Genomic DNA, 15,537 nt, shown 5'->3' on the forward strand with positions numbered 1-15,537 from the left:
GGTCAAGATCCTGCGCCAAGCCTTTGCCGGGTTTCTTCGATCAGCGTGTCGTCAGGGTTGTCTTCCTGGCCGCGATTCCATATGACCTCTGCCTGATCCTGCTCGCCATTGACGTAGAGGGCTTCCCCGAAGTGGGCAGCGACTTCCGGATCGGGGAAGGCTGCGTAGGCCTGACGTAGATACTTCAGCGCCTTTTCCATATTGCCGAGCTTGAAGTGTGCCCAGCCAATGCTGTCGAGGATGGCCGGGTTCTCGGGCTCCAGTTGGTGAGCCTTTTCCAGCAGCGTCATGGCTTCGTCGAGACGGCTGTCGTCGGACGTCAGTATGTAGCCAAGCGCATTGAGGGCGACGGCGTTTTCGGGCTGCGCCTCAACGATATAGCGAAGATCAGCTTCAGCCTCGGCGTCACGGTCCATCTGATCGAACAGCATGGCGCGGGCGTAGCGAATGCGGGTGTTTTCAGGGAAATCCACCAGGGCTTCAGTGGCGGCACCGAGCGCATCGTCGTTCTGGTCAAGGTCAAGCAATGTGTTGACTTCAATCAGCCACAGGCTTTCCGAGATGTCTGGAGCTTGCTGGCGCAGCATTCGAAGATCAGCAAGGGCGCTGTCAAGTTCGCCTTGCTGGCCGCGGAGGTAAGTCGCACGGGCGATTGCTGGCAGATAGTGATTGCCCTCGCTGACCTGGCCATACTCGTCGATGGCGGTTTGGGTGTTGCCGGCATCGTCTTCCAGGCGACCGAGGTAATAGTGTGCTTCATCGGCATGCTGGTCGTTTTCGATGAGCGCGATCAGGTTTTCCCTTGCAACATCATGCTGGCCATTTTCGAGTGCAATCAATGCGTAAGATAATTGCAGCCCCGGCACATCAGGGAATCGTTCGTGCAGCGCCTCGAACTGGTCCTCAGCGGTCTGCATTTGTTTGTCTTCGATCAGCATCCGGCCATAAAGCGTGCCCAGTTTGCGATTCTCCGGGAAGCGGCGGGACTGATAGCGAAGAAATTCAATGGCCTCGTCCTTCTTGCCGGCTTGATAAAGCAACTCACCTTTGAGGACAAGTGCCGGCTGGAAGGGTGACGATTCCGAATCGTCCAGTAGTGGGTCAAGTTGCTTCATGGCGCCCGCGGTATCACCGTTGGCCCGCAGCAAAAGGGCAATACCGTATTTTATTTCAGAATTATCCGGGTGCCGTTCTTCCAGATCACGGTAAAGGTCCAGCAGGTGCTGTTTGTCTTCATCTGGCAGGGTGCTGGCCAGTGCGGCCAGGTCATCGAAGTCGGCATCCTGGCCCTGGGCCAGGATTTTCTCCATATGATAAAGCGCGAGATCGAAATCTTTCTGGCGCACGTACTGGATGGCGGCGACCCGGTGGGCTTCCAGGTTATCTGGCTGGACTTCCAACCAGAGGTTGGCGAGCTGGAGCTGGGCATTGTCGCCATTCAGTGACTGGGCGATGCGCATGGCACGCTGGATAACGCCCACATCGCGGGATGACTTTGCGGCTTCGATATAGTTCACCAGCGTAACGTCGTAGCGCCCGCGCTGGGCAGCCACTTCGGCGCTCAGCAGACTGTAGAGGGTGTCCTGGTCAAAGCTCGCATAATCCAGTGGCGCTTGCTTCGGCTCTGATGCTGCGGCTTCCGGCGCGGCATCGCTCGCGTCAGCGGCTGATTGGCTATCGGAAAGATGGGCACAGCCCACCAGGCTGAGGCCCAGAAGGCCGGTAATGACAGATAAAACAGGTCTGTACATGATACGTCCAGTGGCGATTGACTTGTTGCGCGAGCCTATAATGGCACAAGGAAATTGCCTTGCCCAATGACCGTTCCCTCATCTTTTGGGGTAACGCCTGAGTGCTGCGCAGAGGTAGCACCAGACCGCCCATTCAGATAACCCGAAACGGGTGCAGGTATCCATTGGTTTTTACATCCTGGGCTGTATTTAGTGAAATTAACCGGTATTGAAGCGAGTACGAACTCTCCACGGGTGGCACCGAGTGGCTCCCGTCGCTAAAATGGCGGATTATGGCGTGCACTCCGGTTCGCTCTGGGTAAAAGGCTGATTTCCGATTTCATGGCATTTTCATGGCACTACTGACGCTAGGCATTAACCACAAAACCGCACCGCTTGAGTTGCGTGAACGGGTCGCCTTTACGCCTGAGCATATGGGCGATGCGTTTGCCGCGCTGAAAGTGGCCGTTGGTGTGGAAGAAGTGGCGATCCTGTCGACCTGCAACAGGACCGAGCTCTATCTGGTGGCCGACGAAGACTCTGCAGCAGCCGTGCTTCATTGGGTGGCCGGCTTTCATGAGTTTGATGTCAGCGAGTTCCGCAACAGTTTCTATATACACCGCAATGAAGAGGCCGTGCGTCACATGATGCGGGTTGCCTCCGGTCTCGATTCCATGGTGTTGGGAGAGCCCCAGATCTTTGGCCAGCTCAAGGATACCTATGCGCTGGCGCGCTCATCCAATGCGAGCGGCCCGCTTCTGTCGAGGCTCTTCGAGCAGAGCTTTTCTGTTGCAAAGCGGGTGCGGACGGAGACGGCTATAGGCGAGAACCCGGTCTCGGTAGCCTATGCGGCTGTCAGCATGGCCCGACACATTTTTTCCGATCTTCGCAAGAACAAGGCATTGTTGATTGGCGCCGGCCAGACCATTGATCTGGTCGCCCGGCACCTGCGAGATGCCGGCGTGCCGGATATCATCGTGGCGAACCGCACGCTGGAGCGGGCGGAAGAGCTCGCGCGCCAGTATGGCGGCAGAGGCATTGTGCTTGCTGATATGCCTGATTATCTCTCCCAGGTTGATATTGTGATTTCATCCACTGCCAGTCAGCTGCCGGTATTGGGCAAGGGCGCTGTGGAGCGAGCGATCAAGTCCCGCAAACATCGCCCGTATTTTATGGTGGATATTGCTGTGCCACGAGATATCGAACCCGAAGTCGCACGTCTCAATGACGTATACCTCTATACTGTCGACGATTTGCGCCAGGTGGTTGAAGAGAACATCAGATCGAGAGAGGGTGCGGCGCTGGAAGCTGAGCGCCTGATTGAATCCGGCGCATCGGACTTTATGTCCCAGCTGCGTGCGCTGGATGCCGTGTCCACGCTGAAGCAGTTCCGGAACCGGGCCGAAGCGTTGCGGGATCAGGAGGTCGAACGGGCTCTGAAGGCGCTTCGTAATGGCGGTGATCCTGAAACATTGCTGCGTAGCCTGGGGCGTGGTCTGACCAACAAGCTGCTGCACGAGCCCTCAGTGCAGGTCCGCAAGGCAACGGCGGAAGGCCGTGCCGAGGTGACCGAATGGTTGCGAGAGCTCCATCAGATCAGCTCTGCCGATGCCGCTGGCGCGCTCAAACCAGTCGATGATACTGCAGCGCTGACAGAAAGCCTGACGGACTGGGATTCCCACGATAACAAGGCCTGATTGTTTGCCTCACACCATTTTTTATACCGTACATCACGATTCGGAAACCCCATGAAACCATCGATTCAGAACAAACTTGATCGGCTGAATGACCGGTTCGAAGAAGTCAGCGCGCTTCTGAGCGATCAGGGCGTGATCGGCGATCAGGAAAAATTTCGTGGGTTGTCACGTGAATTTGCAGAGATCGAACCGGTAGTGCTGTGTTATCGCGACTACCTGAAAGCCTGTGACGATGTCACCGAAGCTGAAGAGCTTGCGCGAGATGGCGACCCCGATATGCGGGCGATGGCGCAGGACGAGCGAGACGCCGCTACCGAGCGTCAGCAGGGGCTGGATGATGAACTGCAACGATTGATGATGCCGAAGGATCCCAATGACGGCAAGAACGCTTTTCTGGAAGTCCGGGCAGGCACGGGCGGTGATGAAGCCGCACTTTTCGCAGGGGATCTGTTTCGCATGTACAGTCGCTATGCCGAGACGCGTGGCTGGCGAATAGAAGTCCTGAGTGAAAATCAGGGCGAACACGGCGGATACAAGGAAATCATCGCGCTGGTCACCGGAACTCAGGTTTATGGCGCGCTCAAGTTTGAATCTGGCGCTCACCGCGTCCAACGGGTGCCGGAAACCGAGTCTCAGGGGCGGATTCATACGTCGGCGTGCACTGTTGCCGTTATGCCGGAAGCAGATGAATCGGAAGCGGTTGAAATCAACAAGGCGGATTTGCGGGTTGATACCTTCCGCGCCTCAGGTGCTGGTGGCCAGCACGTCAATAAGACGGATTCAGCAATCCGTCTGACGCATCTGCCCAGCGGCATAGTGGTGGAATGTCAGGACGAACGTTCACAGCACAAAAACCGCGCTAAAGCCATGAACCTGTTACTGGCGCGGCTCCAGGATGCTGAAACCGAGAAGCAGCAACAGTCCGAAGCGGCGCAGCGTAAAAGTCTGGTCGGTTCCGGTGACCGGTCAGAGCGCATTCGCACCTATAATTTTCCGCAGGGCCGTGTCACGGATCACCGTATCAACCTGACGCTCTACAAGCTGGACGAGATTATTGGCGGTGACCTGTCCTCCGTGATCGAACCCTTACAACAGGAACGCCAGGCCGAACTGCTGGCTGGCATGTCGGATGAGTGAAACCGACCAGACCGTTGAAGCGTTGCTGAATGATGCAGCCCTAAGGATCGGCGGGGATTCGGCACGACTGGATGCTGAAGTCCTGTTGGAACATGTGGTGAATAAGGGGCGAACCTGGTTCCGAACGTGGCCCGAACATCGTATTGCCGATGAGCAGTATGAGCGGTTTGAACAGTTGATCAGCGCGCGCCTTCAAGGACGTCCTGTTGCCCACCTGGTAGGTGAGCGTGGATTTTGGTCCCTGGACCTTAAAGTTAACGAACACACCCTGATCCCTCGGCCAGATACCGAGTGCCTGGTTGAAACGGCATTGTCTTTACCGGTTCCTGATGGGGCCCGCGTGCTTGATCTGGGTACCGGAACTGGAGCCATTGCGCTGGCGTTGGCCAGCGAGCGACAGGACTGGACGGTCCGGGCGACCGATGCCATCGCCGAAGCGGTTGAGCTGGCCCGCAAGAATGTTGAAATGCTGGGGCTGGCAGTGGATGTTCAGCAAAGTGACTGGTTTCGGGATCTGGCGCCTGGAGGCTATGACCTGATCGTCAGCAATCCACCTTATATTGTCGCTGGTGATCATCACCTTGAAGAAGGTGACGTGCGTTTTGAGCCGCATTCGGCTTTGGTCGCCGGGGCAGATGGCCTCGATGATCTGCGGGAAATCATTGCGCAAGCGCCAGAGTGGCTGAATGAGGATGGCTGGCTGGTTGTCGAGCACGGATATGACCAGGCTGAATCCGTTCGCGCTCTTTTTATGCAGCAGGGGTTTGTTGCTGTGGCGTCCCATCGCGATTACGGCGATAACGATCGTCTGACAACGGGGCAATGGTCAGCTAAAAAGCGGGAGGTGCAAACCAGTGCTGACTGATAATGAACTGATGCGCTATAGCCGCCAGTTGCTGTTGCCCCAACTGGACGTTGCCGGGCAGCTGAAACTGAAGCAGAGCCGGGTGCTGATTGTCGGTGCTGGCGGGTTGGGTTGCCCGGTTGCGCTTTATCTTGCCGGGGCGGGCGTTGGAGAGCTGATCATAGCCGATGATGACGCCGTTGAGTTGCCAAACCTCCAGCGCCAGATCGCATTCGGTGAATCGGATATCGGCCAGTCCAAGGCGACAGTGCTTGTGCGCCGGCTCGGTGAGATCAATTCCGGGATAGAGGTAAAGGCGATAACCGACCGGCTGGACGGTGAAGCGCTGGCTGGGCAGGTCAGTCACGTTGACCTGGTTGTGGACTGTACCGACAACTTTGAAACCCGCTTTGCGATTAACCGGGCTTGTGTCAGCGCTGGTGTCGCGCTGGTATCGGGTGCTGCCATTCGCGGTGAGGGGCAGGTGGCAGTCTATGATTCCCGGATGCCGGGCAATCCCTGCTATCAATGCCTCTACCCGGACGACGGGGAAGAGGCATTGGGCTGTTCTGAAGCCGGTGTTATCGGCCCGGTCGTCGGACTGATCGGTGCCTGTCAGGCGATGGAAACTATCAAAGTGCTTGCGGGCATCGGGCAACCATTGAGTGGAAAGTTGCTGTTGCTGGATGTCTGGAATATGGAGTGGCGCACCATGAATCTCTCGCGTGATCCGCACTGTCCTGTGTGTAGTGGTCCGCGCGCTATCTGATAGCACGTTTGTGCTCGCAACTGATCTGCCGTGAGGCGCAGCGATATCATTTTTGCCCTGTACTGGGGCTAACCCGTCCTGTCCTGTGTACCGCTAGCGCCAAAACGGTGCGATAGATAGCGCATGGAGTGTCCGCTCCGTTCCTGAGTCCCAACAACTGCGCAAATCAGCCCATCTGGTATGTCGTTTGCTTTGTAATAGGGCATATCTTTCGTATCCGGGAAGGCTGCTGGCAATGGCGTCGCTGCTATGGGAAGAACGAAGCTGACCAGCACACTGACGTCGTACCACGCCACTCGCTCTTCCCGGAGCCGCGCCAGCACCCTTTGCGGATAAAATGTATTCATCGCAAAGGGCAGGTGTATGACGGATCAATCCTTCCGCTTTCTATCGTTTCAGGGCAAAACCAAAATACTTCACCTCAGCTGGATGGCGTTCTTTATCAGCTTTCTGGTGTGGTTTAACCATGCGCCGCTGATGGTCGCGATTCGGGAGCAGTTTGGGCTGAGCACCGCGGAGGTGAACACGCTGCTATTGCTCAACGTGGCGCTGACCATTCCCGCCCGTATTCTGATTGGCATGCTGGTGGACGCCTTTGGCCCGAGGAAGGTCTATTCGCTGGTGCTGGTGCTCTCCGGTATTTTCTGTCTCTGCTTTGCGTTCTCGACCACCTATAACCAACTGGCTATCAGCCGTTTTCTGTTGGGCTTCGTAGGCGCCGGCTTTGTGGTGGGGATCCGCCTGATCAGCGAGTGGTTCCCGGCAAAGGAGCTGGGGCTTGCGGAGGGCATTTACGGCGGATGGGGCAACTTCGGAGCGGCGTTTGCCGGGCTCTCTCTGCCCGCTCTGGCGCTGGCTTTCGGTGGCGAGGATGGCTGGCGATACGCGGTGGCTACCACTGGCGTGTTGGCCATGCTCTACGCGATTGTGTTTTATATCCAGGTACGGGACACACCTAAAGGCTCGACATACTTCAAACCCAAGCGCGGTGGCGCCATGGAGGTCACCAGCAAAGGAGATTTCGTTCTGTATGCGGTCATGAATCTGCCGTTGTTCTTCGCGTTGTTTTTGATTATCTGGCAGCTAGGCCCGGCAAAGCTGGGCATGCTCGGTGACACCACGTCGCTGCTGCTTTATGCGGTAGTTGCCGTGATGTTAGGGGTGCAACTGTTTCGGATCTGGCAAATCAACGGCCATGTGTTCCGCGCACCTGTACCAAAGTTTGATCGCTACCCGTTCAAACAGGTCGCGCTGCTGAATCTGGTCTATATGGCGAGTTTCGGGTCTGAGCTGGCGGTGGTGTCCATGTTGCCTTTGTACTTCCTCGATACTTTTGATATCTCGCCATTGCTTGCGGGTATGCTCGGCGGCAGCTTCGCGCTGATGAATCTGTTTGGCCGTCCGGGCGGTGGTTATGTGGCGGACAGGATTGGCCGGAAGCTGACAACGCTGATCATGCTGGCAGGTATCGCTATCGGTTATCTCTTGATGGGGCAGATCGACAGCACCTGGCCGTTGCCGCTGGCGGTTGCGCTGGTCATGTTTTGCTCAATTTTTGTTCAGGGGGGATGCGGTGCCGTTTACGCGTCAGTGCCTCTGGTCAAGCGTCGCCTTACGGGGCAGGTGGCGGGTATGACCGGTGCTTATGGCAATGTGGGGGGCGTTGTGTTTCTTGTCGTGCTGGCGATGGTGACGCCCGCCATGTTCTTTGTGGTACTGAGCGGTGTGGCCATTTTAATTCTGATTCTGGTGTCGATTTTTATGGATGAGCCGGAGCCCCAAACCAGTGAAGTCATGCCCGACGGATCGGTCAGGATGATCGAAGTGTCATGAGCGGACGCTTGCTGTTGCGCGTCGGTCAGTACAGCAGTGCTGGGCGAAAGCCGGAAAATCAGGACAGTATCGGGGTGCGCTACCCCGAGGGGGAGGCGCTGACGCTCAAGGGTGTCAGTGCGGTTATTGCCGACGGTGTGAGCGCCTCCCAGGCCGGCCGTGAAGCAGCCGAAGCATGCGTGAAGGGTTTCCTGCACGACTATTACAGCACGCCCGACTCCTGGAGCGTCGAAACCTCCGCCAGTCGGGTGCTGGGTGCTTTGAATCGCTGGCTGCATGGGCGCGGGCACAACCAGCATGGTGGTGCGCAGGGGATGGTCTGCACATTTAGTGGGCTGGTCATCAAGAACAACCGTGCCTACGTTTTTCATGTCGGCGACAGTCGCGTGTATTTGCTTCGCGCAGAGCAGCTCGAGTGCCTGACCCGGGATCATCACGTGCTGGTGGGGGCGGGTAAACAGGCGCTGGCCCGGGCCATGGGTGTGGAGATCAATGTTGAAATCGATGTTTGCCGCAGCGGCCTTGAAGCAGGTGACCGGCTGATACTGACGACAGACGGCGTCCACGGTTATCTCGACAGCCGGGAGATCATTGATGCTGCCAGAGCAGACGACCCGGAAGCCGCGGCCGAGTTGCTGGTTACTCTGGCACACGAAAACGGAAGCCCGGATAACCTGAGTGCGCAGGTGATCGCGATTGATCATTTGCCGGCAGAAGATCTTGAAGCGCATTACGAGCGGCTGACTGCACTGCCATTTCCGCCGCCGCTGGAAGCCGGACAAAAGCTTGACGGGTTCCGTATTGTGCGGGAAATCCACTCCAGTACCCGCACTCAGGTCTACATGGCGATCCATGATTCGGGGAATGACCCGGTGATTCTCAAAACTCCGTCACCGAACTATCGGGATGATCCGGCGTATATCGACCAGTTTCTCACCGAAGCCTGGGTTGCCAGGCGGATAAACAATCCGCATGTGGTGAAGTTTCTTGATCCACCGGAGAACCGCCAGTGCCTTTACTGTGTCACCGAATACGTGAACGGCCCGACGCTGCGGGAATGGATGAACGATCACCCACAGCCCGAACCGGCAAAGGTGCGCGACATCGTAAGGCAGATCGCTTCAGGGCTGCGGGCCTTGCATCGGCTGGAAATGGTTCATCAGGATCTCAAGCCCGAGAACATCGTGATCGATCAGGACGGCACCGTGAAAATTATCGATCTGGGGGCGGTGCGTATTCGCGGCATCGAACAGATTGATGTGCCCTGGGATCGCAATGGCTACATGGGCACTGCCAGCTACGCCGCGCCAGAATGCCTGGACGGGGAGCGCTCGAGCCCTTCGGCAGATCGTTATGCGCTGGGCGTGATCGCCTATGAAATGCTGACCGGCGAGCTGCCTTACAGTAAACCGCCAACGCGTTCGGTGCGGAACCGGTTACGTTATCGCAGTGCCCGGGAGTCTGCACCGGATCTGCCGGCCTGGGTGGATGCCTGTCTCCAGAAGGCGGTGTCGTTGAAGGAGCAGGACCGCTATCCGGCGCTGTCCGAGTTTCTGCATGATCTGGAACATCCCAATCCCGGACTGTTGCCTTCAGGCCAAAAGCCACTGGTCGACCGGGTGCCAACTGAAAACTGGCCATTCATTGCGTTGCTGTCGCTGTTGCTCAACAGTTTCTTGCTGGCCTGGATACTGTTTCTGGGCGGATGATCATTTGCATCAGTCCTTCAAGGCCTGGAAGTGAGCAATCGCAGCTTTGCGGCTTTCTTTCAGGTCGGCAATAGGACGCGTGTACCCCTTGGGAACAGTACCGCCTGCGGCCGGGTTGTGAATGCGCTTGTTATCCAGATCCCTCAGCTCCGGCAGATACTGGCGAAGAAACGTGCCCTTGGGATCAAACCGCTCGCTTTGTGTGACCGGGTTGAATACCCGAAAGTAAGGCGCTGCGTCTGTGCCGGTGGATGCGCTCCATTGCCAGCCGCCATTATTGGACGCGAGAAAGCCGTCGGCCAGTTTCGACATGAAATAGGCCTCACCCAGCCGCCAGTCCACAAACAGGTTTTTTGTCAGGAACATCGCCGTAATCATTCTCAGGCGATTATGCATCCAGCCGGTCTGATTGAGTTGTCGCATGGCCGCATCAACAATCGGGATACCGGTATTGCCGTTTTTCCAGGCTTCAAAATCAGTTCCCGGCGTATTCCATTTCAATTGCTCGGTTTCCGGCTTATAGGCCCGGTGCATGCTCACACGGGGATAGTGGTAGAGGATCTGGATATAGAAATCCCGCCAGCAAATCTCGTTAATCCATGTCCGGATGCCGTCGGATTCTGAAGAGGGCTCGGCTCGCAGCGCTTCGAGCCCGGCCTGCAGACACTGGCGTCCGGATAAAATACCGCTGGCGAGATAGGGCGAAATCAGACTGGTGCCGTTGAAGGCTGGAAAGTCGCGGTTTTTTTTGTAGTCAACGCCACGGGAATCCAGAAATTCATTCAGGGCGCTGTGAGCCGCTGCTTCACCGGTTTTTACCAGCGCCGGTGGCGGATTGCTGAAAGCATCGGGTGTGGCGGGGATTTCGGGCGGTTGCAGTGCCTTGCCCTTATATTGCGGCGCTGCCAGCGGCATGGGATGTTCCACGTTGACCCATTCCCACCAGCGGCGAGAGAAGGGCGTGAACACCGAGTAGGGCTGGTCCTGCTGCGTCATTACGCTACCCACCGGGGCGACGGTCTGATCCCGGTATTTGCACACCCGAACATCCTGTGCGGCCAGCGCGTTGCGCACGGCACGATCACGGCGTCGCTCGTTGACACCGTACTCTTCGTTAAAATGCAGCGTGTGGATGTCGAGGCGGCGCGCGAGCGTGAGCAGGGCATCAGTGCTGTCGTCAAAGGTTGAATGCGTCAGAATCTCCAGCTTGATGCCGCTTCGGGCGAGATTCCGGCCCAACGCCTCAAGGTGATCAAGCACCAAGGCGACTCGAGCGGGCGACCAGTCGTGCTGTTGCCACTGCCCCGGTGTTATAAGAAAGCAGGCGCTGACCTCGCCGTCACCCTGTTTTACGGCCTCGCAGGCAGCGGTGAGCGCGGGGTTATCTGCACAACGCAGGTCGTTCCGGAACCAAACCAGCTGGTTCATAAAAGTCCCTCTTTTTTCTTGGGGTTACGACAGTCCTGAAAGAACCTGTGTATTCGCGGCAGTTTCGGCTTTGGATTATAGTGTGAGTAACATTTTTTTGGGGTTGTGGGGATTTATGCCTATTGAGTGCAGGGGCTTTCAGGTCTAAATAGTGCTCCCGCCGCGCCCCGCGGACCGGTTTCAGCAAGCAACAATAAAAGTGAGACAGTGTTGACGATAATGGAGGATGTGTCTGCTACGCCCGGGCAATGGAATCAGCCCTATCCACTGGCATCGGGCCAGACCCAGCAACATGAGTTGAGCGAAACCCGTTTATGGGTCACGCTGCTCGATCACGAATGGCAAGTGTGCCGACAGGCTCTGGTTTCCGACACCAGTCGCACGGACTGGAAGCAGAACATCAGTTTTGTGGCGCCTGGCTCTGATGTCACTATCCAGCGTTTTATCCGCCCAGACCCCGGCAACGATGTGCTGTATTTGCCCGCACTGGCAGATCGGCCGACGATGATCCGACCTTTCCAGCCGCTGACGATTCCTGCCGGCCGCGAGTGCACCATCTATGTAGCGACGACCGTCTGGTTGCGTGTGTTGGTGGGCAATACCCGCAGTCAGCTGATGGAAATGCCGCTGGTTGAGCCTTCGATGACCTGGGTGGGGCGGTCCACTATGGATGGCGATCTGTGCTACACCGCGCCTACCGTTGCCCGGCTGGTACTTGAAGCCGTGCCGCGGCGACCCTGGCGTGCGATAACGCCGGTGCGGATATGCAACCGGCGTCCAGAGCCGTTGATGCTGGAGCGTTTCAGTCTGCCGACGCCAATGCTTCCGCTCTACCGTAATGATGCGGGCTCACTGTGGACGCCCAAGGTAACGGTAGTGTGCGAAACGGATATCAGCGCGGCCCGATTGCGGGTGTCGCGCTCACTGCCGGCAGAGGCTGGAAATTGTGAGATGCTGGCGGCACCCCGGATGGGGTCTCAAAGAGTGAGTCTGACCAGAGCGTTAGACCGCATATTCGGCTGAGGGAGAACCCGCATTTTGGGTGACGTGGAACAGAATTTATTGTGGGAATTTACCGGTGTGAACTGGGGGTTGTGGCTCCGGGTTGCGGTATTGCTGTTACTTGGATTCACGCTGGCTTCATTGAGTTCACGCAGTGTGAACGGCTTTCTGACGCCCCGATCATCGCGCCATGTGGCGGCGCTGTTTCGCCGGTTGGTGTTCTACATTGTTTTTGCGATCTTCATTGTTGCCGCGCTGCGGGAAGCCGGTTTCGCACCGGATGTACTGCTGGGTGCAGCGGGTATCCTGACGGTGGCCATTGGCTTTGCCTCCCAGACGTCGGCCTCCAATATGATCAGCGGCTTGTTTCTGCTGGTGGAGAAACCCTTTGAAATTGGCAACTTCATCGAAGTTGATGGCACCATCGGTGAAGTCATTGGTATTGATATGCTGAGCGTGAAACTGCGCACGACCGACAATCTCTATGTGCGCATACCCAATGAAACCCTGATCAAAACACGAGTGATTAACCGTTCCCGGTTTCCCATCCGGCGTATTGATCTGACATTGGGGATTGCCTACAAGGAGGACGTGCGCAAGGTTGAACAGCTGCTGCTGGCGCTGGCCGCTTCAAACAGCTGTTGTCTGGAAGAGCCCAAGGCCTTTGTCATTATGTCGGGCTTTGGCGCCTCGTCTGTCGATCTTCAGTTTTCGTACTGGGTGGCAGCCGATAGCCTGCTGGAAGGCCGAAGCCAGATGCTGGCTGATATAAAAGAAGCCTTCGACAGGGAGCACATCGAAATACCCTACCCGCATACCAGCCTTTATGCGGGCAGCGAGTCGGCTCCTTTCAAAGTGCAGTTGCTGAAAGAAAATCCGTCACAGGACACTGATACAACAGGACAAGCCTCATGACTGACTCGAAGCCCCGGGACCCATCGACCGACGACACTGGCGGCATTATTCGCCTGGGCTGGCGGGAATGGCTGGCATTGCCCGAGCTGGGTATCGACCGCATCAAGGCCAAGGTTGATACCGGCGCGCGTACATCCTGCCTGCATACCTTTCGGATGGAGCCCTATACCGAGAAGGGTGAGCGCCGGGTTCGTTTCTGGGTTCACCCTGAACAGAATAACCTGCAGACCGTTCTGGAGTGTGACGCGCAGGTGCTGGACGAACGCATGGTGTCCGACTCGGGAGGGCATCGAGAGCAACGTTTGGTGATTATGACGACGGTGTTGATAGGGGGCCACTCGTGGCCTATTGAAATGACGCTGACCAACCGGGATTCCATGCGTTTTCGCATGCTGTTGGGCCGCACGGCTATGGCTAAACGGGCTATCGTCGAACCTGAACATTCTTATCTGGCTGGAGCACCAGCCCTTGGGAGCAAGGTATGAAAATCGGAGTGTTGTCCCGAAACAAATCACTGTATTCAACACGTCGGCTTGTCGAGGAAGGGCTTAATCGTGGTCACGAAGTGCGTGTGATTGATTGCCTCCATTGTTATATGAACATTACCTCGGCCAAGCCAGAGATCCATTACCGAAAAGAAATTCTCGACGATTTCGATGTCGTGATTCCGCGGATTGGCGCCTCGGTTACATTTTACGGCACGGCGGTGCTGCGCCAGTTCGAAATGATGGGGGTTTTCCCGGTTAACGAATCGGTGGCGATCAGCCGTTCCAGAGACAAGCTGCGATCATTACAACTGCTGGCGCGCAAAGGCGTGGGCATGCCGGTAACCGGCTTTGCCAATAAGCCGGATGATGTGCCGGAGCTGATCCGCATGGTGGGTGGTTCACCGGTGGTGATCAAGCTGCTGCAAGGCACTCAGGGTATAGGCGTGGTCCTGGCGGAAACGCGTAAGGCAGCGGAAAGTGTGATCGAAGCCTTTATGGGGCTCAAGGCGGACATCCTGGTGCAGGAGTTCATCAAGGAAGCCGGTGGCGCAGATATTCGCTGCTTTGTGATTGGTGACAAGGTGATTGCCGCCATGAAACGGCAGGCCGGTGAAGGTGAGTTTCGTTCCAACCTGCACCGTGGCGGCACCGCCTCCCTTGTGCGTATTACACCTGAAGAGCGACGCACCGCTATCGCCGCGGCCAAGGCCATGGGCCTGAATGTGGCGGGTGTGGATCTGCTGCGCTCAACTCGTGGACCGCTGGTGATGGAAGTGAATTCTTCGCCGGGCCTCGAGGGGATCGAGACCGCAACCGGCAAGAACGTGGCCGGCATGATTATCGACTGGACAGAAAGAAACCAGAAACCCTGGAAAACCCGCACCAAAGGGAGAGGGTAAGATGGCGAGAGCCCCTTTCAGGATTGCGGGTACCGAAATTCCGGCAGGTACCCGAAAAACGGTAGAAGTACCGGTAGCCAAGCTCTACACCCATACGCCGTTACACATTCCGGTCGAGGTCGTACACGGTCGCCGTGACGGGCCTGTGCTGCTGGTGTGTGCCGCAATTCACGGTGACGAGATCAACGGGGTCGAGATCATTCGCCGCCTGTTGCGCTATGGCGCATTGCGTCACCTGAAAGGAACGCTGGTTGCGGTGCCGATCGTGAATATCTTCGGCTTCGTCCAGCGCAGCCGTTACCTGCCGGACCGGCGGGATCTGAACCGGTGTTTTCCCGGCTCTGAGTCGGGCTCGCTGGGTGGCCGGATTGCCTATTTGTTCCGCACGCAGATCATGGAGAACGTGAGTCACATCATCGACCTGCACACTGGGGCAATTCACCGCTTCAATCTGCCCCAGATCCGTGCGGAGCTGAAAAACCCGGAAACCATCCAGATAGCGGAAGCCTTTGGTGCGCCGGTTATCCTCAATGCCAGTTTGCGTGAGGGCACCTTGCGCGCCTATGCGGACTCGCTGGATATTCCGGTTATCACTTTCGAGGGAGGTGAAGCGCTGCGCTTTGACGATGTCGTCATCTCCAGCGGTGTGCGCGGTATTATCCGCGTGATGCGGTCACTGGATATGCTGCCGCAGAAAGCATCACGCATCAAAGTGACCAAGCGCTCTGAAATTGCGGCCAGTTCGGCCTGGGTGCGGGCGGAAATCGACGGCATCATGCGCCCGATTGTCCGGCTGGGGCAGCGGGTCAGAAAAGGCCAGAAGTTGGCGGTGATAGCCGACCCGTTTGGTGAGACTGAAACGGCGCTGGTGGCGTCGGTCTCGGGCATTGTAGTGGGGATGAACAACCTGCCGCTGGTCAACGAAGGTGAGGCAATCTACAACATTGCCCGGTTTGACGAGATTGCCGAGGCCGAGAAGGCGATGGACTACTTCCGTTCGAAGATGGATCCGGAAGCCACAGAGGCTGTCATGCCGGTCCATCCGTGGGATGAGCAGGACAAGTGACGAGCTAAAAGCCCGTACCG

Annotated in this window: 13 protein-coding genes; 11 read left to right on the forward strand and 2 right to left on the reverse strand. The window is 57.2% G+C overall.

Annotated elements, in window-relative coordinates:
* Positions 1-2: 2 nt before the first annotated feature.
* Positions 3-1,751, reverse strand: coding sequence for a tetratricopeptide repeat protein (locus ACUN9X_RS14555; protein ID WP_445473561.1), 1,749 nt, complete (start codon positions 1,749-1,751; stop codon positions 3-5).
* A 332-nt stretch (positions 1,752-2,083) separates the two neighbouring features.
* Here ACUN9X_RS14555 and hemA point away from each other — a divergent pair, with 332 nt between their 5' ends.
* From hemA to ACUN9X_RS14585, 6 genes are all read left to right on the forward strand, one after another.
* Positions 2,084-3,427 (forward strand): glutamyl-tRNA reductase, encoded by a 1,344-nt coding sequence (hemA, locus tag ACUN9X_RS14560; RefSeq protein ID WP_260034339.1) that lies wholly within the window; start codon positions 2,084-2,086, stop codon positions 3,425-3,427.
* A gap of 51 nt (positions 3,428-3,478) precedes the next feature.
* On the forward strand, positions 3,479-4,564 hold the full coding sequence (gene prfA, locus ACUN9X_RS14565) for a peptide chain release factor 1 (protein ID WP_445473562.1): 1,086 nt from the start codon (positions 3,479-3,481) through the stop codon (positions 4,562-4,564).
* Entirely contained in the window at positions 4,557-5,429 is an 873-nt protein-coding gene (gene prmC / locus ACUN9X_RS14570) for a peptide chain release factor N(5)-glutamine methyltransferase (RefSeq protein WP_260034341.1), read from the forward strand. Before prfA ends, prmC begins: the two co-directional genes overlap by 8 nt.
* On the forward strand, positions 5,419-6,177 hold the full coding sequence (locus ACUN9X_RS14575; RefSeq protein WP_445473563.1) for a HesA/MoeB/ThiF family protein: 759 nt from the start codon (positions 5,419-5,421) through the stop codon (positions 6,175-6,177). Before prmC ends, ACUN9X_RS14575 begins: the two co-directional genes overlap by 11 nt.
* A gap of 363 nt (positions 6,178-6,540) precedes the next feature.
* A complete protein-coding gene (locus tag ACUN9X_RS14580; protein ID WP_445473564.1) occupies positions 6,541-8,010 on the forward strand; it encodes a NarK family nitrate/nitrite MFS transporter in 1,470 nt (489 codons plus the stop codon).
* The gene (locus tag ACUN9X_RS14585; RefSeq protein WP_445473565.1) at positions 8,007-9,719 is read left to right on the forward strand and encodes a protein kinase domain-containing protein; all 1,713 of its coding nucleotides are present in this window, start codon (positions 8,007-8,009) and stop codon (positions 9,717-9,719) included. Before ACUN9X_RS14580 ends, ACUN9X_RS14585 begins: the two co-directional genes overlap by 4 nt.
* 9 nt (positions 9,720-9,728) lie before the next feature.
* Here ACUN9X_RS14585 and ACUN9X_RS14590 read toward each other — a convergent pair whose 3' ends face one another.
* On the reverse strand, positions 9,729-11,147 hold the full coding sequence (locus tag ACUN9X_RS14590; RefSeq protein ID WP_445473566.1) for a cryptochrome/photolyase family protein: 1,419 nt from the start codon (positions 11,145-11,147) through the stop codon (positions 9,729-9,731).
* 219 nt (positions 11,148-11,366) lie between these two features.
* Between ACUN9X_RS14590 and ACUN9X_RS14595 the strand changes: the two genes are divergently transcribed.
* From ACUN9X_RS14595 to ACUN9X_RS14615, 5 genes are read left to right on the forward strand one after another with little or no spacing between them, the layout of a single operon-like run.
* Positions 11,367-12,170 (forward strand): hypothetical protein, encoded by an 804-nt coding sequence (locus ACUN9X_RS14595; protein WP_260034974.1) that lies wholly within the window; start codon positions 11,367-11,369, stop codon positions 12,168-12,170.
* Positions 12,171-12,182: 12 nt separating this feature from the next.
* A complete protein-coding gene (locus ACUN9X_RS14600) occupies positions 12,183-13,064 on the forward strand; it encodes a mechanosensitive ion channel family protein (protein ID WP_445473726.1) in 882 nt (293 codons plus the stop codon).
* A complete protein-coding gene (locus tag ACUN9X_RS14605) occupies positions 13,061-13,549 on the forward strand; it encodes an ATP-dependent zinc protease family protein (RefSeq protein ID WP_260034346.1) in 489 nt (162 codons plus the stop codon). Before ACUN9X_RS14600 ends, ACUN9X_RS14605 begins: the two co-directional genes overlap by 4 nt.
* The gene (gene rimK, locus ACUN9X_RS14610) at positions 13,546-14,451 is read left to right on the forward strand and encodes a 30S ribosomal protein S6--L-glutamate ligase (RefSeq protein WP_260034347.1); all 906 of its coding nucleotides are present in this window, start codon (positions 13,546-13,548) and stop codon (positions 14,449-14,451) included. The genes ACUN9X_RS14605 and rimK overlap by 4 nt, the downstream gene beginning before the upstream one ends.
* 1 nt (position 14,452) lies before the next feature.
* The gene (locus ACUN9X_RS14615; RefSeq protein WP_260034348.1) at positions 14,453-15,517 is read left to right on the forward strand and encodes a succinylglutamate desuccinylase/aspartoacylase family protein; all 1,065 of its coding nucleotides are present in this window, start codon (positions 14,453-14,455) and stop codon (positions 15,515-15,517) included.
* Positions 15,518-15,537: the final 20 nt, after the last annotated feature.

It is taken from the genome of Marinobacter sp. V032 (assembly GCF_052645435.1).